The organism is Pseudomonas sp. EMN2, from assembly GCF_009650555.1.
Taxonomy (GTDB): domain Bacteria; phylum Pseudomonadota; class Gammaproteobacteria; order Pseudomonadales; family Pseudomonadaceae; genus Aquipseudomonas; species Aquipseudomonas sichuanensis.
Genome location: NZ_VZZR01000074.1, coordinates 24,538 through 43,222 on the forward strand (window position 1 = coordinate 24,538; position 18,685 = coordinate 43,222).

The 18,685-nt window shown below is 64.6% G+C and carries 17 protein-coding genes; 1 reads left to right on the top strand and 16 read right to left on the bottom strand.

Going from position 1 to position 18,685, the window contains the following annotated elements; all coding sequences use genetic code 11:
* Positions 1–29 precede the first annotated feature (29 nt).
* Positions 30–485 carry a DUF721 domain-containing protein gene (locus F6X61_RS20545; RefSeq protein WP_153788212.1) on the top strand — a complete coding sequence of 152 codons (456 nt, stop codon included), beginning with the start codon at positions 30–32 and terminating at the stop codon, positions 483–485.
* Positions 486–594: 109 nt separating this feature from the next.
* On the opposite strand, the gene lpxC is transcribed toward F6X61_RS20545, so the two are convergent.
* The 16 genes from lpxC to mraZ form a co-directional block, all read right to left on the bottom strand.
* A complete protein-coding gene (lpxC, locus tag F6X61_RS20550) occupies positions 595–1,506 on the bottom strand; it encodes a UDP-3-O-acyl-N-acetylglucosamine deacetylase (protein ID WP_153788214.1) in 912 nt (303 codons plus the stop codon).
* A 114-nt stretch (positions 1,507–1,620) separates the two neighbouring features.
* The gene (ftsZ, locus tag F6X61_RS20555) at positions 1,621–2,817 is read right to left on the bottom strand and encodes a cell division protein FtsZ (protein ID WP_110991615.1); all 1,197 of its coding nucleotides are present in this window, start codon (positions 2,815–2,817) and stop codon (positions 1,621–1,623) included.
* A gap of 55 nt (positions 2,818–2,872) precedes the next feature.
* Entirely contained in the window at positions 2,873–4,135 is a 1,263-nt protein-coding gene (ftsA, locus tag F6X61_RS20560) for a cell division protein FtsA (RefSeq protein ID WP_110991616.1), read from the bottom strand.
* 14 nt (positions 4,136–4,149) lie between these two features.
* Positions 4,150–5,019: a cell division protein FtsQ/DivIB gene (locus F6X61_RS20565; RefSeq protein WP_153788216.1), complete on the bottom strand. Its 870-nt coding sequence runs from the start codon at positions 5,017–5,019 to the stop codon at positions 4,150–4,152.
* 5 nt (positions 5,020–5,024) lie between these two features.
* Positions 5,025–5,981 (bottom strand): D-alanine--D-alanine ligase, encoded by a 957-nt coding sequence (locus tag F6X61_RS20570; protein WP_153788218.1) that lies wholly within the window; start codon positions 5,979–5,981, stop codon positions 5,025–5,027.
* On the bottom strand, positions 5,978–7,426 hold the full coding sequence (gene murC, locus F6X61_RS20575; RefSeq protein WP_153788220.1) for a UDP-N-acetylmuramate--L-alanine ligase: 1,449 nt from the start codon (positions 7,424–7,426) through the stop codon (positions 5,978–5,980). The genes F6X61_RS20570 and murC overlap by 4 nt, the downstream gene beginning before the upstream one ends.
* On the bottom strand, positions 7,419–8,498 hold the full coding sequence (murG, locus tag F6X61_RS20580) for an undecaprenyldiphospho-muramoylpentapeptide beta-N-acetylglucosaminyltransferase (protein ID WP_153788221.1): 1,080 nt from the start codon (positions 8,496–8,498) through the stop codon (positions 7,419–7,421). Before murG ends, murC begins: the two co-directional genes overlap by 8 nt.
* Positions 8,488–9,702 (bottom strand): putative lipid II flippase FtsW, encoded by a 1,215-nt coding sequence (gene ftsW / locus F6X61_RS20585; protein ID WP_110991621.1) that lies wholly within the window; start codon positions 9,700–9,702, stop codon positions 8,488–8,490. The genes murG and ftsW overlap by 11 nt, the downstream gene beginning before the upstream one ends.
* Positions 9,699–11,045 carry a UDP-N-acetylmuramoyl-L-alanine--D-glutamate ligase gene (gene murD / locus F6X61_RS20590; RefSeq protein ID WP_153788223.1) on the bottom strand — a complete coding sequence of 449 codons (1,347 nt, stop codon included), beginning with the start codon at positions 11,043–11,045 and terminating at the stop codon, positions 9,699–9,701. The genes ftsW and murD overlap by 4 nt, the downstream gene beginning before the upstream one ends.
* Before the next feature lie 6 nt (positions 11,046–11,051).
* Positions 11,052–12,134, bottom strand: a complete 1,083-nt coding sequence (gene mraY, locus F6X61_RS20595) for a phospho-N-acetylmuramoyl-pentapeptide-transferase (RefSeq protein ID WP_110991623.1) — start codon at positions 12,132–12,134, stop codon at positions 11,052–11,054.
* Positions 12,134–13,501 carry a UDP-N-acetylmuramoyl-tripeptide--D-alanyl-D-alanine ligase gene (murF, locus tag F6X61_RS20600; RefSeq protein ID WP_153788225.1) on the bottom strand — a complete coding sequence of 456 codons (1,368 nt, stop codon included), beginning with the start codon at positions 13,499–13,501 and terminating at the stop codon, positions 12,134–12,136. The genes mraY and murF overlap by 1 nt, the downstream gene beginning before the upstream one ends.
* On the bottom strand, positions 13,494–14,984 hold the full coding sequence (locus F6X61_RS20605) for a UDP-N-acetylmuramoyl-L-alanyl-D-glutamate--2,6-diaminopimelate ligase (RefSeq protein WP_371923737.1): 1,491 nt from the start codon (positions 14,982–14,984) through the stop codon (positions 13,494–13,496). The genes murF and F6X61_RS20605 overlap by 8 nt, the downstream gene beginning before the upstream one ends.
* Complete coding sequence (locus tag F6X61_RS20610; RefSeq protein ID WP_178125865.1) at positions 14,981–16,714, bottom strand: penicillin-binding protein 2; 1,734 nt, start codon at positions 16,712–16,714, stop codon at positions 14,981–14,983. Before F6X61_RS20610 ends, F6X61_RS20605 begins: the two co-directional genes overlap by 4 nt.
* Positions 16,714–17,007: a cell division protein FtsL gene (ftsL, locus tag F6X61_RS20615; protein ID WP_153788229.1), complete on the bottom strand. Its 294-nt coding sequence runs from the start codon at positions 17,005–17,007 to the stop codon at positions 16,714–16,716. Before ftsL ends, F6X61_RS20610 begins: the two co-directional genes overlap by 1 nt.
* Positions 17,004–17,951, bottom strand: coding sequence for a 16S rRNA (cytosine(1402)-N(4))-methyltransferase RsmH (gene rsmH / locus F6X61_RS20620; RefSeq protein ID WP_371923738.1), 948 nt, complete (start codon positions 17,949–17,951; stop codon positions 17,004–17,006). Before rsmH ends, ftsL begins: the two co-directional genes overlap by 4 nt.
* The gene (mraZ, locus tag F6X61_RS20625; protein ID WP_021784148.1) at positions 17,948–18,403 is read right to left on the bottom strand and encodes a division/cell wall cluster transcriptional repressor MraZ; all 456 of its coding nucleotides are present in this window, start codon (positions 18,401–18,403) and stop codon (positions 17,948–17,950) included. The genes rsmH and mraZ overlap by 4 nt, the downstream gene beginning before the upstream one ends.
* Positions 18,404–18,685 lie beyond the last annotated feature (282 nt).

Below are 18,685 nucleotides of genomic sequence, written 5' to 3' on the forward strand. Positions count from 1 at the left end.
GCCGCTCTTGCAACCCTTCGCGTGCCCCCATGGCCTACAAACCCTCCCCCGCCCGCCCGCCCGCCGACCTGCTGCGCAAGGCCCGGCCACTGCGCCTGTTGCTCAACCAGGCCGAGCGCCTGGAACATCTGCAGCGTCTGCTGGAAAGCCAGTTGCAACCGGCCGCCCGCGAGCATTGCCATGTGGCGTCGTGGAAAGAGGGCACCTTGCTGCTGGTGGTCACCGACGGCCACTGGGCCACCCGCCTGCGCTACCAGCAGAAGCGCCTGCAGCGTCAATTGCTGGCGCTGGAAGCCTTTGCCAACCTGACGCGGATCCTGTTCAAGGTGCAGCCGCCGCTGGTGTCGGCCAAACGCAAGGGACAGGGACCGGAGCTGTCGGAGAATGCCGCCGAAAGTATCCGCTGCTCAGCCGAAGGCATCAGCGACCCGAGGCTCAAGGCCGCACTGGAACGACTGGCCGCGCACGCCCAGAACAAAGACTGAAAACGCCCGAGCTGACCGCGAGGCCTGCAGGAGCCGTGCAGCGACTGGAAGAAAAATAAAAAAGGCCACCCGAAGGTGGCCTTGATCAACAACTAGAGAGTGTTCGAACTTACACAGCCGCAACAGGGCGCATGTACGAGATCGGTGCCGTGCTGGCATCTTCGAAGAACACCACTTCCCAGGCGTCGGTTTCAGTAATCAGCTTGCGCAGCAGCTGGTTGTTCAACGAGTGACCGGACTTGTAGCCCTTGAACTCGCCGATCAGGCTGTTGCCCAGCAGATAAAGGTCGCCGATGGCATCGAGAATCTTGTGCTTGACGAATTCGTCTTCGGAGCGAAGGCCGTCTTCGTTGAGGACGCCGGTCTCATCGACCACGATGGCGTTCTCGACACTGCCGCCCAGCGCAAGGTTGTGCTTGCGCAGGTACTCGATGTCACGCATGAACCCGAAGGTCCGGGCGCGGCTGACTTCCTTCACGAACGAGGTGCTGGAGAAGTCTACAGACGCGCTCTGGGTCTGGCACTTGAGGACCGGGTGATCGAAGTCGATCTCGAAGCTCACCTTGAACCCGTCGAACGGCAGGAAAGTGGCGCGCTTGTCGCCCTCTTCCACTGTCACTTCGCGCAGGATGCGAATGAACTTCTTCGGTGCGTCCTGTTCTTCCAGGCCGGCCGATTGGATCAGGAATACGAAAGGTCCGGCGCTGCCATCCATGATCGGCACTTCCGAGGCGGAGAGCTCGACGTAGGCGTTATCGATGCCCAGGCCCGCCATGGCGGAGAGCAGGTGCTCGACCGTATCGACTTTGACGTCACCGTTGACCAGCGTCGTAGACATGGTGGTCTCGCCGACGTTGGCCGCGCGCGCCGGGATTTCGACCACAGGGTCGAGGTCGGCGCGGCGGAAGACGATGCCGGTGTCGACAGGCGCAGGCTTGAGGGTCAGGTAGACCTTCTCCCCGGAGTGCAGGCCGACGCCCGTGGCACGGATGGTATTCTTCAGGGTGCGTTGTCTAATCATGGCATTGGCCGCTTCAGCGCAAATAATGCGAACAGGTATCAACAAAGGCTGGGGATGATAACAGACCCGGCCTTTGCTGAACACCAATCACCCTTATACCCCTGATAAATTCCATCAATCGGCCTGACGACGCAGGAACGCAGGGATATCCAGGTAGTCCAGATCGTCCTGTGGGTTGAGTTTAGCGGCCGCCGCGGCACCTGCATGGGCCTGGTTGCGCATCACGGTCGGACGCTCCAGGTCACGGTAGTTCACCGCTGGCTGCTCCTGGCGAACCGGGGCCGGGTTGGAGGACTCGTAAACCTGCTGAGCGGTCTGCAGGGTGTTGTCGACCACCTTGACCGGCTTCTCGATGCGCGCACCCAGGCCAGTGGCGACCACGGTCACGTGCAGTTCGTCGCGCATGTCCGGATCGATCACGGTACCCACCTTGACCATGGCGTGGTCGGAGGCGAAGGCTTCGATGATGCTACCCACGTCGGAGTACTCGCCCAGCGACAGGTCCGGGCCGGCGGTGATGTTCACCAGGATGCCGCGGGCGCCCTGCAGGTTGACGTCTTCGAGCAGCGGGTTGCGGATCGCCGCCTCGGTGGCTTCACGGGCGCGGTTCGGGCCGCTGGCGCAACCGGTACCCATCATGGCCATGCCCATTTCGCTCATCACGGTGCGCACGTCGGCAAAGTCGACGTTGATCATGCCAGGGCGCTTGATGATGTCGGAGATACCGCGCACGGCGCCGGCCAGCACGTCGTCGGCCTTGGCGAAGGCGGACAGCAGGCTGGCATCCTTGCCCAGGATGGTCAGCAGCTTCTCGTTGGGGATGGTGATCAGCGAGTCGACGCTGTCAGCCAGCATGCGGATGCCTTCGTCGGCGATCTGCATGCGCTTGCGGCCTTCGAACGGGAACGGACGGGTCACCACCGCAACGGTGAGGATGCCCATTTCCTTGGCCACTTCGGCGATGATCGGCGCAGCACCGGTACCGGTACCGCCACCCATGCCGGTGGTGATGAACACCATGTTGGTGCCCTGCAGCACTTCGGCGATGCGCTCACGGTCTTCCAGCGCGGCCTGACGGCCGACTTCCGGGTTGGCACCTGCACCCAGGCCCTTGGTCACGCCGGTACCCAGTTGCAGAATGGTGCGCGCGCCGATGTTTTTCAGCGCCTGGGCATCCGTGTTGGCGCAGATGAACTCGACGCCTTCAATGTTGCTTTTGACCATGTGGTTGACGGCGTTGCCGCCGCCACCGCCCACACCGATCACCTTGATGACCGGGCTTTGCGGGACGTTGTCTACGAGCTCGAACATTTTCCCTCTCCTTACAGTTCTCTAGTTGTTGCGCCTACCACTACTGCTTTGAAACTTAGAAGTTGCCCTGGACCCAACGCTTGAGTCGTTCAAGCACCGGAGCCTTCGGTTCATCGCCATAGCTGTTGTTGCTGCTGTTGCTGATACCGGTCAGGGACAGGTCCTCGGACTGCTTCTGCAGCCCGTAGGTAAGCAGGCCCACGCCGGTGGAATAGATCGGGTTGCGCACCACGTCGCTCAGCCCCCGAACGCTGTGCGGTACGCCCAGGCGTACCGGCATGTGGAAGATTTCCTCGGCCAGTTCCACGGCGCCTTCCATCTTCGCGGTACCGCCGGTGAGGACGATGCCGGCCGGCACCAGGTCCTCGTAGCCGCTGCGGCGCAGCTCGGCCTGGATCAGGGTGAAGAGCTCGTCGTAACGGGGCTCGACGACCTCGGCCAGGGCCTGGCGCGACAGCTCGCGCGGTGGACGGTCGCCCACGCTCGGCACCTTGATGGTCTCGCCGGCGCCAGCCAGTTTGGCCAGGGCGCAGGCATAGCGGATCTTGATTTCCTCGGCGTACTGCGTGGGGGTGCGCAGGGCCATGGCAATGTCGTTGGTGACCTGGTCGCCAGCGATCGGGATCACCGCGGTGTGGCGGATCGCGCCTTCGGTGAAGATGGCGATGTCGGTGGTGCCGCCACCGATGTCCACCAGGCACACGCCCAGCTCTTTCTCATCGTCGGTCAGCACCGAGTACGCCGAGGCCAGTTGCTCGAGGATGATGTCGTCGATTTCCAGGCCGCAGCGGCGCACGCACTTCTCGATGTTCTGCGCGGCGTTGACCGCGCAGGTGACCACGTGGACCTTGGCCTCCAGACGCACGCCGGACATGCCCAGTGGCTCGCGCACGCCTTCCTGGTTGTCGATCACGTAGTCCTGCGGCAGGGTGTGCAGCACGCGCTGGTCGGCCGGAATCGCCACGGCCTGGGCCGCGTCGAGTACGCGCTCAAGGTCGGCAGTGCTGACTTCGCGATCGCGGATGGCGACGATGCCGTGGGAGTTCAGGCTGCGGATGTGGTTGCCGGCCACGCCGACGAACGCCGAGTGAATGCGGCAACCGGCCATCAGCTGGGCCTCTTCCACGGCGCGCTGGATCGACTGCACGGTGGACTCGATGTTCACCACCACGCCCTTCTTCAGGCCGCGGGACGGGTGAGTACCGATACCGACGATTTCCAGGGTGCCGTCTTCGCCGACTTCACCCACCAGCGCCACCACCTTGGAGGTGCCGATGTCCAGCCCGACGATCATTTTGCCGCTATGCGCGTTTGCCATGGTCCTGCCTCTCTCTAATTCTTCGCAACGGCGGGTTGGGCCGTCGTCGGTGCAATCGGTTCCCGCCAACCAACGGCCAGACCGTTGGCGTAACGCAGATCGATGCGGGCAATAGTGGTGATCTGGTCTTTAAGCGTTTTGTCGTAAATGGCAATGAAACGGCGCATTTTCTCCACCAGATGGTCGCGCCCCAACAGCAGTTCGATGCCTGGCCCGGCGCTGCCCGCGCCAGTGGTCAGGAACCAGCTGCCTCGCTCGCGCAGCTCCAGGCGAGCGATGGAAAAGCCCATGGGGCGCAGCATCTGGCTCAATACCTGATACTGCTGCATGACTTGTTGCTGAGCCCGCTGCGGCCCGAACAGCTGCGGCAGATGCTCGTAGTTGGCCAGCTCGCGCGGGGTGAAGGCCTGGCCCTGGTTGTTGAGCAGGGCCTCGTCCCCCCAGCGCGCCACCGGCAACTGTTCTTCCAGGCGGATCACCACTTCGTCCGGCCAGACCCGGCGCACTTCGGCGTGGGCGATCCACGGCATCTGTTCCAGCTCGACGCGCATGGCCGTCAGGTCGACGGTGAAGAAGCTCGCCGCCACGTAGGGCGCGATACGCTGCTGCACCGCCTGCTGGCTGATGTAGCTGAGGTCGCCCTGCACGGCGATCTTGGTGATCGGCCGGTCGGCATACGGCATCAGGCGGATGGCGCCTTCATAGGCGCCGAAGCCTGCAGCCACCAGCAGCACCGGCCACAACAGGCGCTTGAGGCCGCCGAAGTTGGGACGGGGCAGGCGCGCCGATACGGGCTCGTCGGCCACCAGTCGGCTGGCACCGCGCGGCACCGGCTTGCTGCGGCCGGGGACGGGTTGCTGCTGACGTATCATCGCGCCTTGCATGGCTGTTAACCTCGCGTCGCTACGCTGTCGGCCAGGATCGCCAGCACCAGCTGCTGGAAGTCCAGGCCGGCCGCGCGGGCCGCCATGGGCACCAGGCTATGATCGGTCATGCCAGGTGCGGTGTTGACTTCGAGCAGCCAGAACCGGCCCTGCTCGTCCTGCATCACGTCCAGCCGGCCCCAGCCTTCGATGCCGATGGCATCGCAGGCACGCGCGGTCAGGTCGATCAGCTCTTGTTCCTTGACGCTGTCCAGGCCGCACGGGATGCGGTACTGGGTGTCATTGGCGATGTACTTGGCGTCGTAGTCGTAGAACACGTGCGGGGTGCCCAGCGCGATCGGCGGCAGCACCTGGCCACGCAGCACGGCGACGGTGAACTCCGGGCCGTGAATCCATTGCTCGACCAGTACTTGCGAATCGTATTTGGCGGCGTCTTGCCAGGCGGCGATCAGTTCCTGCTCGCTGTTCACCTTGGCCATGCCGATGCTCGAACCTTCATGGGCAGGTTTGACGATCAGCGGGAAGCCCAGTTCCGCACTGGCGGCAACACAATCCTGCTCGCTGGCCAGCACGGCGTGGCGCGGGGTTGGAATGCCCAGGCTCTGCCACACCTGCTTGGTGCGCAGCTTGTCCATGGCCAGGGCCGAAGCGAGGATGCCGCTGCCGGTGTAGGGAATACCCAGGCACTCGAGCAGGCCTTGCATGCTGCCGTCTTCACCGCCACGACCGTGGAGGATGATGAAGGCACGGTCGATCTTCTCGTTCTGCAGGCGCGCCAGCAGGTCATCGCCCACGTCGATGCCGACCACGTCGACACCGGCGCTGGTCAATGCCTCGATCACTGCGGCGCCGGACTTGAGCGACACCGCGCGCTCGGCGCTCTTGCCGCCGTACAGCACGGCGACGCGGCCGAAGGCTTTTACGTCGAGGGTGGAATGCAGCGTGTCGTAGGCGCTGGTCATTTCGACTTCTCCTGCTTGGCGCCAGCGAACAGCGGGCTTTTCATCAGTTGCGGGGCCAGCCCGCCGACGTCACCGGCACCCTGGCAGATCAGGATGTCGCCGGCGCGCAGCAGCGGCTGCACCAGCGGCGCCAGCTCGGCGCCACGTTCGATGTAGATCGGGTCGAGCTTGCCGCGCTGGCGGATGCTGTGGCACAGCTGGCGGCTGTCGGCGCCCGGGATCGGCTCTTCGCCGGCCGGGTAGACCTCCATCAGCAGCAGCACGTTGGCATCGCCCAGCACCTGCACGAAGTCGTCGTACAGGTCGCGGGTACGGCTGTAGCGGTGCGGCTGGTAGACAATCACCAGGCGGCGGCTTGGCCAGCCACCGCGCACGGCCTTGATCACCGCGGCAACTTCGGTCGGGTGGTGGCCGTAATCGTCGACCAGCATCACGCTGCCGCCTTCGACTGGCAGCTCGCCGTACACCTGGAAGCGGCGGCCGACGCCCTGGAAGCCGGACAGGCCCTGGACGATGGCCTCGTCGCTGATGCCTTCGTCAGTGGCGATGGCGATGGTGGCCAGGGCGTTGAGCACGTTGTGGTTGCCCGGCATGTTCACCGACACCTCGAGCGGCTCGCAGTCGCGGCGCAGCACGGTGAAGTGGGTCTGCATGCCCTGCTGGCGCACATTGATGGCGCGGATGTCGGCCTCTTCGCTGAAGCCGTAGGTGACCGTCGGGCGCTTGACCTGCGGCAGGATCTCGCGCACCACCGGGTCGTCCAGGCACATCACGGCCAGGCCGTAGAACGGCAGGTTGTGCAGGAACTCGACGAAGGTCTTCTTCAGCTTGTTGAAGTCGCCTTCGTAGGTCGCCATGTGGTCGGCGTCGATGTTGGTGACCACCGCGACCATCGGCTGCAGGTGCAGGAAGCTGGCATCGCTTTCGTCGGCTTCGGCGATCAGGTAGCGGCTGGTGCCCAGCTGCGCATTGGTGCCGGCGGCGGTCAGCCGGCCACCGATGACGAAGGTCGGGTCCAGGCCACCGGCGGCGAACACCGAGGCCAGCAGGCTGGTGGTGGTGGTCTTGCCGTGGGTGCCGGCCACGGCGATACCGTGGCGATAGCGCATCAGCTCGGCGAGCATTTCGGCACGCGGCACCACCGGGATGCGGCGTTCGAGCGCCGTGGCGACTTCCGGGTTGGCCGGGTTGATCGCGCTGGACACCACCAGCACATCGGCGCTGGCGGCGTTCTCGGCGCGGTGGCCGACGAAGATCTCGGCGCCGAACGATTCCAGGCGCTCGGTGACCGGCGAGGTCTTGAGGTCGGAACCGGACACTTCATAGCCCAGGTTCAGCAGCACTTCGGCAATACCGCACATGCCCACGCCGCCGATACCGACGAAGTGGATACGGCGGATACGGCCCATCTTGGGCTGCGGCATGGCTTTCTGGCTTTCAACCATGGGCCACCTCCAGGCAGATATCGACCACGGTGCTGGTTGCGGCAGGTTTGGCCAGGCGACGCGCAGTGCCGGCCATGGTGTTGAGTTTCTCGGGTTGCATCAGCACCTCGTTCAGGCGTTCAGCGAGCTGCGCTGCGCCAGTTGTCGCTTGCGGCATCAGGAAGGCGGCGCCTTCACGAGCCAGATAGTGGGCGTTGTGGGTCTGGTGGTCGTCGATGGCGTGGGGCAAGGGCACCAGCATCGAAGGCAGGCCTGCCGCCGCGAGTTCGCTGACGGTCAGGGCACCGGCCCGGCAGACCACCATGTCGGCCCAGCCATAGGCGTGGGCCATGTCCTTGATGAACGGTTCTACCTGCGCTTCGACCCCCGCCTCCTGATAACGCTCGGCGGTGATCGGCGCATGGTGCTTGCCGGCCTGGTGGAACACCTCGGGCCGCAGGTTCGCGGGCACCTCGGACAGGGCCTTAGGCAACAATTTGTTCAATGGTTCCGCACCCAGACTGCCGCCCATGACCAACAGGCGCGCGCGGCGATCGGCCAGGGGTGCGCGCTGCGCATCCATGAACAGTTCGGCACGCACCGGATTGCCGGTGGTACGCAGCTTGTCGCTGGCGGCAAAGGTGCCCGGGAACGCCTCGCAGACCCGCGCCGACAGCGGCACGAGCAGACGATTGGCGGTACCGGCGCGGGCGTTCTGTTCGTGGATCACCAGGGGCACGCCGCACAGCCGCGCGGCCACGCCGCCAGGGCCGGTCACGTAGCCGCCGAAGCCGATCACGCAGACCGGCTTGAGCTCACGGACGATACGCCGCGCCTGCAGCACGGCCTTGACCAGGGTGAACGGCGCCTTGAGCAGCGACAGCTTGCCTTTGCCACGCAGGCCGCTGACCTGGATCAGGTGCAACGGCAGGCCGGCCTGGGGCACCAGCTCGTTCTCGATGCCGCGCGGGGTGCCCAGCCAGTGCACGCTGTAGCCACGGGCCTGGAACTCGCGGGCACAGGCCAATGCCGGGAACACATGGCCGCCGGTACCGCCGGCCATGATCAATACGTTCTTGCCGTCAGCGGCCATGACTGGTCTCCTCGGCAAAGTCGTGTTCGTTGAACTCGTGCTCCTCGCTGCCCAGGTGCGTGCGGCTCTCCCACTCGATGCGTAATAACAAGCCTACGCAGGCGCAGCAGATCACCAGCGAACTGCCCCCGTAGCTGAGGAACGGCAGCGTCAGGCCCTTGGTCGGCAGCAGGCCGACGTTCACGCCGATGTTGATCAGGAACTGGCCGATCCACAGGAAGGCCAGGCCGAACGCCATGTAGGCGGCGAAGAACTGCTTGGCCTTCTCGGCCCACAGGCCGATGTACAGGGCGCGCACCGTGACGAAGACGAACAGCGCGACGGTCAGCAGCGAGCCGACCACGCCCAGCTCTTCGGCCAGCACCGAGAACACGAAGTCGGTGTGCGCTTCGGGCAGGTAGAACTGCTTCTGCACGCTGTTGCCCAGGCCCACGCCCAGCCACTCGCCGCGGCCGAAGGCGATCAGCGCCTGGGTAAGCTGGTAGCCGGAGCCGAACTGGTCGGACCACGGGTCGGTAAAGGTGATCAGGCGCGCCATCCGGTACGGCTGGGCCTGGACCAGGACCACCACCGACACCACCGCCAGCACCACCATCAGCGAGAAGCGGAACAACCCCACCCCGCCGAGGAACAACATGGCCGCAGCGGCGCCCATCATCACCACGGTGGCGCCGAAGTCCGGCTCCATCAGCAGCAGGACGGCCATCGGCAGCAGCACGATGAACGGCTTGAAGAAGCCCATCCAGGTTTCGCGCACTTCGGTCTGCCGGCGCACCAGGTAGCCGGCCAGGTAGATGACCACGAACACCTTGGCGATCTCGGACGGCTGGACGTTGAAGAAGCTGAAGCCGATCCAGCGCATCGAACCGTTCACTTCGCGACCGATACCGGGCACCAGCACCATCACCAGCAGGCCGAAGGCGCAGATCAGCATCATGAAGCCCATGCGCTGCCAGGTGGCGATCGGCACCATCATGGTCATCACCCCGGCGCCCAGGCCGAGGACGACATACACCAGGTGGCGGAACATGTGATAGAGCGGGTTGCCCGACTGCACCGCGGCCACTTCCGAGGACGCCGAGGTGATCATCACCAGGCCCAGGCCGAGCAGCGCCAGGCAGCCGGCCAGCAGCGGGAAGTCGAGGTCGATGCCACGGCCGCTGATCAGCGGCGACGGGTACGGCTTGAGGATGCCGAAGATCATGCCAGCCCCTCCGCCGCCTGGGCGAACAGGCGCCCGCGTTCTTCGAAGTTCTTGAACATGTCGAGGCTGGCGCAGGCCGGCGACAGCAGCACGGCATCACCGGGCTGGGCCAGTTCGGCGCAGCGCTGCACTGCTTCGTCGAGGGTTTTCACCCGCACCTGCAGCACGTCATCGCCCAGGGTTTGCGCCAGGCGCTCGGCATCGCGGCCCAGCAGCACCACCGCGCGGCAGTGTTGCGCCACCGGCGCGCGCAGGGCGGCGAAGTCGGCACCCTTGCCATCACCGCCGGCAATCAGTACCAGCTTGCCTTCGATATCGGCGCCCAGGCCTTCGATGGCAGCCAGTGCGGCACCGACGTTGGTGGCCTTGGAATCGTCGTACCAGTTCACACCGTTGCGCTCGCGGATCCACTGACAGCGATGGGCCAGACCCTTGAACTCGCGCAGGGCTTCAAGCATGGGCGCGAACGGCAGCCCGGCGGCGTGGCCGAGGGCCAGGGCAGCCAGGGCGTTGCTCTGGTTGTGGGCACCGCGAATCTTCAGCTCGCGCACCGGCATGAGCGTCTGGAATTCGAAGGCCAGGTATTTTTCGCCGTCGACTTCGCGCAGGCCAAAGGCCTTGAAGTCCGGGGTATTGAGGCCGAAGGTCCAGCACGGCAGGCCTTCCACCGGCAATGGCCGGCTCAGCGCGTCCTGGCGGTTCACCACCACCTGGCGGGCGCCGCGGAAGATCCGGTGCTTGGCCAGGTGATAGGCCGGCAGGCCGCTGTAGCGGTCCATGTGGTCTTCGCTGATGTTCAGCACCGTGGCCACTTCGGCATTGAGCTGGTCGGTGGTTTCCAGCTGGAAGCTCGACAGCTCGAGCACGTAGAGCTCCACGCTGTCATCGAGCAGGTCCAGCGCCGGCGTGCCGAGGTTGCCGCCGACCGCCACACGTTTGCCCGCCTTGGCGGCCATTTCACCGACCAGGGTGGTAACCGTGCTCTTGGCGTTGGAGCCACTGATGGCCACGATCGGCGCCTTGGCATAACGGGCGAACAGCTCGATGTCACCGGACAGGGTCACGCCACGTGCCGCTGCCTGCTGCAGCGCCGGGGTGGCCAGGGCCAGGCCGGGGCTCACGTACAGCGTGCTGGCGCGGCACAGGAAGTCCACGTCCAGCTCGCCACAGCGCACTTCCACCTGCGGGTAATCACGGCGCAGGGTGTCCAGTTCCGGCGGTTGCTCGCGGGTGTCGGCGACCGCAAAGGCAATGCCCCGGCTCGCCAGGAAGCGAACCAGGGACATGCCGCTCTTGCCGAGGCCGACAACGATGCGGAATTGGTCGGAAGCGATCAGTGACACGCTCGTTTACCTCAGTTTCAGGGTGGCAAGGCCGATCAGCACCAGAATCACGGTGATGATCCAGAAACGGACGATCACCCGTGGCTCGGGCCAGCCCTTGAGTTCAAAGTGGTGATGGATCGGCGCCATGCGGAACACGCGCTTGCCGGTCAACTTGAAGGACGCGACCTGGATCACCACCGACAGGGTTTCCATCACGAACACACCGCCCATGATGAACAGCACGATTTCCTGGCGGACGATCACGGCGATGGTGCCCAGTGCGGCGCCCAGCGCCAGTGCGCCGACGTCGCCCATGAACACCTGGGCCGGGTAGGTGTTGAACCACAGGAAGCCCAGGCCGGCACCGATCAGCGCGCCGCAGAACACGATCAGCTCGCCCGAACCCGGGACGTAAGGGATCAGCAGGTATTCGGCGAACTTCACGTTGCCCGACAGGTAGCAGAAGATGCCCAGGGCGCCGCCGACCATCACCGTCGGCATGATCGCCAGGCCATCGAGGCCGTCGGTCAGGTTGACCGCGTTGCTCGAACCGACGATCACGAAGTAGGTGAGCACGATGAAGCCGGCACCCAGCGGGATGGTGAGGTCCTTGAGCATCGGGATGATCAGCGTGGTCTCGACGCTGGTCGGCGCGGTCTTGTAGAGGAAGATCGCCGCAGCCAGGCCGAATACCGACTGCCAGAAATACTTCCAGCGGCTTGGCAGGCCGCGCGAGTTCTTCTCGATCACCTTGCGGTAGTCGTCGACCCAACCGATGGCGCCGAACGCCAGGGTGACGATCAGTACCACCCAGACGTAGCGGTTGGTCAGGTCGGCCCACAGCAGGGTGCTGATGGCGATGGCGGAAAGAATCAGAGCACCGCCCATGGTCGGGGTGCCGGACTTGGACAGGTGCGATTGCGGGCCGTCGTTACGCACGGCCTGACCGATCTGGCGGATCTGCAGGGTACGGATCATCCACGGGCCCAGGCACAGGGCCAGGGTCAGCGCGGTCAGTACACCCAGGATCCCGCGCAGCGAGAGGTACTGGAAGACCGCGAAGCCCTTGTAGAACTGTTGCAGATACTCAGCCAACAGCAGCAGCATTAATGTTTCTCCCCGCCGGTTTCGCACAGTGCAGCCACGACGTTTTCCATCGCAGCGCTGCGCGAGCCCTTGATCAAGATAGTGGTGTCGCTGGCGGTCTCGACGCGGACGGCATCGATCAGCTCAGCTTGTGTAGCGAAATGGCGGCCATTGGCGCCGAAAGCCTTAACCGCATGGGCCATGTTGGTGCCCACTGCGTAAAGCGCATCGACCTTGCCGCGGGCGTAGTCACCTACCTGGCGATGGCCTTCCTCGGCCCATTGCCCCAGTTCGCCGATATCCCCGAGCACCAGAACGGTGCGCCCGGAAAAGCCGGCGAGTATATCAATGGCCGCACACATCGAGGTGGGATTTGCGTTGTAGCTGTCATCGATCACCCGCACACCGTTCGGCGCGATTTGCGCCACGGTGCGGCCCTTGACCGGTTGCACGGCCTCGAGGCCGGCTTTGATACCGCTCAGGCTCAGACCAACGGCATGGGCGGCGGCGGCGGCGGCCAGGGCATTGCTGACGTTGTGGGTGCCGAGCAGGTTCAACTGCACCGGCACGCTGCCATCAGGCCCATGCAGGGTGAACGACGGGCAGCCACGGGCATCACGGCCGATGCCGCTGGCGTAAAAGTCAGCCTGCGGGTTATCCAGGGCGAAGCTCAGGATGCGATGCGCGCCGGCACGCTTGCGCCAGATTTCGAAGGCTTTGTCGGCCAGGTTGAGAATGGCGGTACCGCCCTCGCCCAGGCCTTCGAGGATCTCGCCCTTGGCCTCGACGATTTTTTCCGGGCCGCCGAACTCGCCCACATGGGCAGTGCCGGCGTTGTTGATGATCACCACCTGCGGCTGGGTGAGGCCGACGGTGTAGCGGATCTCGCCAATGCGCGAAGCGCCCAGCTCGATCACTGCGGCGCTGTGCTCGGGGGCGATCTCCAGCAGCGTCAGCGGCGCGCCGAGGTCGTTGTTCAGGTTGCCACGGGTGGCATGGACCAGGCCCTGGGTACGCAGGATCGCGGCGAGCATTTCCTTGACGGTGGTCTTGCCACTCGAGCCGGTGATGGCGACCACGGGTTTGTCGTAGCCGGCACGGTTCAGCGCACCGAGCTGGCCGAGGGCCACACGGCAGTCGGCGACCAGCAACTGCGGCAGGTCGACATCGGCGATTTCCCGCTCGACCAGGGCCGCGACCGCCCCCTTGGCCTTCACGTCAGCCAAGTAGTCGTGGCCATCGAAACGCGGCCCGGTGAGCGCGACGAACAGTTGACCGGCAGCCACGCTACGGCTGTCGATGCTGACGCCGGTGAAGCTGGCGTCGCTACCGACCACGCGCGCACTCAGTGCTGTGGTCAGCTGGCTGAGGGTCATGGGCTTAAGCATGTGGAGCCTCCCAGGCGGCCAGTGCCTTCTCGGCCTCGACCAGGTCGGAGAAATCATGGCGCTCGCCATTGATCTCCTGGTAATCCTCGTGCCCCTTGCCGGCCAGGACGATCACGTCGTTGGCGCTGGCGGTAGCGATCAGGTGGGCGATGGCCTCGCCACGGCCGGCGACGAACTCGACACTGGCGGGCTGGGCGAAACCGGGGCGAATATCGTCGAAGATCCGCTGCGGATCTTCAGTGCGCGGGTTGTCGTCGGTAACCAGCACGCGGTCGGCCAGGCGCTCGGCCACTTCGGCCATCAGCGGGCGCTTGCCGCGATCGCGGTCGCCGCCACAGCCGAACAGGCACAGCAACTGGCCGTGGGCGTGCGGGCGCAAGGTTTCGAGGACTTTTTCCAGCGCATCTGGGGTGTGCGCGTAATCGACCACCACCAAGGGTTTGTCGCCGCCACCCAAGCGCTGCATGCGGCCCACCGGGCCCTGCAGTTGCGGGGTGACCTTGAGAATCTCGTCCAGCGAATAATCCAGCGCCAGCAGCGCTGCCACGGCGGCGAGCATGTTGCTCAGGTTGAAGCGACCCAGCAGTTGACTGCGCAGGGTGCGCTCGCCCTGGGCGGTGACCAGGGTGGCGCGCACGCCATCGTCATTGAAGCTGGCTTCACGGCAGAACAGCGAGGCGTCCGGGTTTTCCAGGCTATAGCTGAGCAGCCGGGTCTCGCTATGATCGCTGCTGGGGCGGCGGGCAAAGTCATCCGCCAGGCGGCGGCCAAACGCATCGTCCAGGTTGACCACCTGACAACGCAGGCTCGGCCAGGCGAACAGCTTGGCCTTGGCGGCCTCGTAGGCCTCCATGCTGCCGTGGTAGTCGAGGTGGTCGCGAGACAGGTTGGTCATCACCGCGATGTCGAATTCCAGCGCAGCGACGCGCCCCTGCTCCAGGGCATGGGAGGACACTTCCATGGCCACGGCCTTGGCGCCGCCCTTCTTCAGGTCGTTGAGCGTCGCCTGCACGGCAATCGGATCCGGGGTGGTCAAACGACCACTCTGCAGCTCGCCATAGAAGCCGGTACCCAAGGTGCCGATCAGGCCGCAACGCTGGCCGAGGGCATCGAGGGCCTGGGCCAGCAGCTGGGTGACACTGGTCTTGCCATTGGTGCCGGTGACGCCCACCAGGTTCAGCTGGCGGCTCGGCTCGCCATAGAAGCGTCCGGCAATCTGCGACAGCTGGCCGATCAAACCCTTGACCGGGATCAGCGGCGCGTCGGTGATCGGCAGTACGCTGGCACCTTGCTCTTCGTAGGCGACCGCGGCGGCGCCACGGGCAAGGGCATCGGCGATATGGTCACGGCCATCGACCTTGGCGCCGGGCACAGCGAGGAACAGGTCGCCCGGGCGAACGGCACGGCTGTCCAGGGTCAGTTCCCGGATCAACGGGTCGCGGCTGGCGTTGGCGAATAGCTTGCTCAATGGCATCGTCATCATCCACGCCCTCCCTTGGCGGGTACTGCACTGACTTGCTGTTGTTCGGTGGCCGGCGGCAGGTTGTCCGGCGGCACGTTCATCAGGCGCAGGGTGCCGGACATGACCTTGCTGAATACCGGCGCCGATACCAGGCCACCGAAGTAGCCGCCTTTGCTCGGCTCGTCGATGACCACGACGATGGCGTAGCGCGGGTCGCTCATCGGGCCGAAACCGGCGAACAGCGAACGGTAGGCGTTCTCGGTGTAGCCCTTGGAGCCGACCGTGGCTTTACGGGCGGTACCCGACTTGCCACCCACGTGATAGAACGGCACCTGCGCACGGAACACCCCGCGCGGCGCTTCGATCACCTGCTGCAGCATGGCCTGCACGGTCTCGGCGGTTTCCTTGGGGATCGCCTGCACGGCTTCCGGCGCCTTGTCGACCTTGAGGATCGACAGCGGCACCATCTTGCCGTCGTTGGCCAGAGCCGCGTAGGCATGCACCAGCTGCAGCGCGGTCACCGATACACCGTAGCCATACGACAGGGTCGCGGTCTCGGCCTTGCGCCACTCGCGGTGGTTGGGCAGGTTGCCGACGCGTTCACCCGGGAAGCCCAGGCCGGTGTATTGACCAAGCCCCACCTGGGACATCACCCGGTAGATGGCCTCGCCGCCGATATCGAAGGCGATCTTGCTCATGCCCACGTTACTGGAGTTGATCAGGATGCCGGTGAGGTCGAGGATCGGGCCTTCGCTCTTGGACACGTCCTTGATGGTGTAGCGGCCGATCTGCAGGCTGCCCGGGTACACCTCGACCTTGTCGGTGGGTTTCCAGCGACCGCTCTGCAACGCGGCGCTCATCGAGATCGGCTTGACCGTCGAGCCCGGCTCGAACACGTCGATGATCGCCCGGTTGCGCATGGCCGCCGGGAACATGCTGCGGCGGTTGTTCGGGTTGTAGGTTGGCTGGTTGACCATGGCCAGCACTTCACCGGTCTTGACGTCCATGATCACCAGGCTGCCGGCCTTGGCTTCCTGCTCGGCGATGGCGTTGCGCAGCTCACGGGTGGCCAGGTACTGCAGGCGCAGGTCAATCGACAACGCCAAGGTCTTTCCGGCCTTGGCGTTCTTGGTTACCTGGATATCCTTGATCAGCCGGCCGCGTCGGTCCTTGATCACCTGCCGCTTGCCGGGCACCCCGGCGAGCCATTCGTCATAGGCCAGCTCCACCCCTTCGCGACCGTGGTCGTCGAGGTCGGTGAAGCCGACCATATGGGCGGTGACGTCGCCTGCCGGGTAGAAGCGGCGGAATTCTTCAAGGCCGTAGACACCAGGCACTTTCAGGTCGAGCACATGCTGACCCTGCTCCGGGGTCAGGCCGCGGACCAGGTAGATGAATTCCTTGCTGGCCTGCTGGGTTAGGCGCTCGGTCAATTGCTGGGGGTTCTGCCCAAGCGCTGCAGCCAGTTGCGGCCAACGGTCCTTGGCAACCTGCATTTCCTTGGGGTTGGCCCACAAGGTGGTGACCGGCGTACTGACCGCCAGGGGCTCGCCGTTACGGTCGGTGATCAGGCCGCGGTGCGCCGGGATAGGAATATGGCGCAGGCTGCGGGCATCGCCCTGGCCTTTGAGGAAGTCGCGGTCGACCACCTGCAGGTCGATGATGCGCCAGCAGATGGCACCGGCCATCAACGCCAACAGGCCGATGACCACACGGAAGCGCCAGGGATAGAGTGCACCTTCGAGCTTCATCATGGCGCCACCATCCGCACTTCGTCAGCGGCCGGCACACGCATCTTCAGTTGCTCGCTGGCGAGGTTCTCGATACGGCTGTGGGCGGTCCAGGTGCTCTGCTCCAGAATCAGGCGGCCCCATTCGGCCTGAGCCTTGTCGCGCTCGTTCAACTCGCCGTACAGGGTGTTGAGCAACTGGCGGTTCCAGTGGGCGCTGTAAGACACGGCAATGGCCGAAACGAGCACAGCCACGAACAGCAGAAGCATCAGGAAGCTTCCGCCTGGTAAAGGTTTGGCAAACAGCCGGCTCACCGAAGCTTCTCCGCCACCCGCATCACGGCGCTGCGCGACCGCGGGTTGGCCTTGAGCTCTTCGGCGGAGGCGAACTGCGCCTTGCCGATGAGCTTGATCTTCGGTTCAAAGACTTTGTGCTGCACCGGCAGGTTGCGCGGCAGATTGTCGGCCTCGCCTTTGACCAGCTTGCGCATGAACAGCTTGACGATGCGGTCTTCCAACGAATGGAAGCTGATAACCACCAGGCGACCACCGATCTCCAGGGACTCCAGGGCGGCCTCGAGGCCAGCCTCCAGATCGCCCAGCTCATTGTTGACGTGGATACGCAACCCCTGGAACGCGCGGGTGGCCGGGTTCTTGCCCTTCTCCCAGGCGGGGTTGGCAACCTTGAGCACTTCGGCCAGGTCACCGGTTCGGGTGAACGGTTGCTTTTCGCGACGCTCGACCACCGCACGGGCCATGCGGCCGGCGAAACGCTCCTCACCGTATTCCTTGAATACCCGGGCGATTTCTTCCACTGAAGCGGTGGCGATGAATTCGGCGGCGCTCACACCCTTGTCAGGGTTCATGCGCATGTCCAGCGGGCCGTCGTTGAGGAAACTGAAGCCACGCTCGGGATCGTCCAGCTGCGGCGAGGACACGCCCAGGTCGAGCAATACGCCACTGACCTTGCCGTCCAGGCCGCGCGCGCGCACCTCGTCGCCCAGCTCGGCAAAGCTGCGCTGCACAATGACAAAGCGGCCGTCTTCGGCCGCCAGCGCTTGCCCGGTGGCAATCGCTTGAGGGTCCTTGTCGAACCCCAGCAACTGGCCCTGCGGCCCGAGCTTGCTGAGGATCAGGCGGCTGTGCCCGCCACGCCCGAAGGTGCCGTCCAGATAGCGACCGTCGGCGCGCAAGGCCAATGCCTCGACAGCTTCGTCGAGCAGGACGGTGATGTGGTTGAAGCCGCTATCTATGGTCACAGGATCAGGTCACGCAGTTCATCGGGCATGGCGCCCGGTTGTTGAATAGCTGCAAGGTCGGCTGCCGAAACCACGTTCCAGGCATCCTCATCCCACAACTGGAATTTGTTCAGTTGCCCCACCAGCATCGCCTTCTTGTCGAGCTTGGCGTATTCACGTAAACGGGGCGGTACCAGGAAACGCCCACTGCCATCGAGCTCCAGGTCAACCGCATTGCCGATCAGCAAACGCTGCAGGCGGCGGTTTTCCTCACGCAACGACGGCAAGGCACGCAACTTGGCTTCAATCTGTTCCCACTCATCGAGGGGATAAACACACAGGCAGGGATCCACCGCGTCGATGGTCACGATCAATTGACCATTGCAACGCGAATCGAGCTCGTCACGGTACCGGCTCGGCATGGCGAGACGGCCCTTTGCATCGAGGCTGACGGCGTTGGCTCCGCGGAACACGGCTGCGATTCCCCACAATGTTAGCGTTTTTGCGCCAGAAAACCCACTTCATCCCACTTTCTGCCACTTGCGCACACTATAGGAATCCGCCCGCCACACCGTCAAGGCACGTTCATAAGGAAAACCCTTACAGGACGTGGATTTAGCGCAACAAAGGGAAGAGAGAGGATTACTCGTGAAGAAAAATGACGGGAAAAATCAAGCGAACTCAGGTGGATAGAGTTCGAAGTTAAAGTGATTTATTAAGAGTAAGATTTTTTTGGTATTACCAGAGGCATCTGC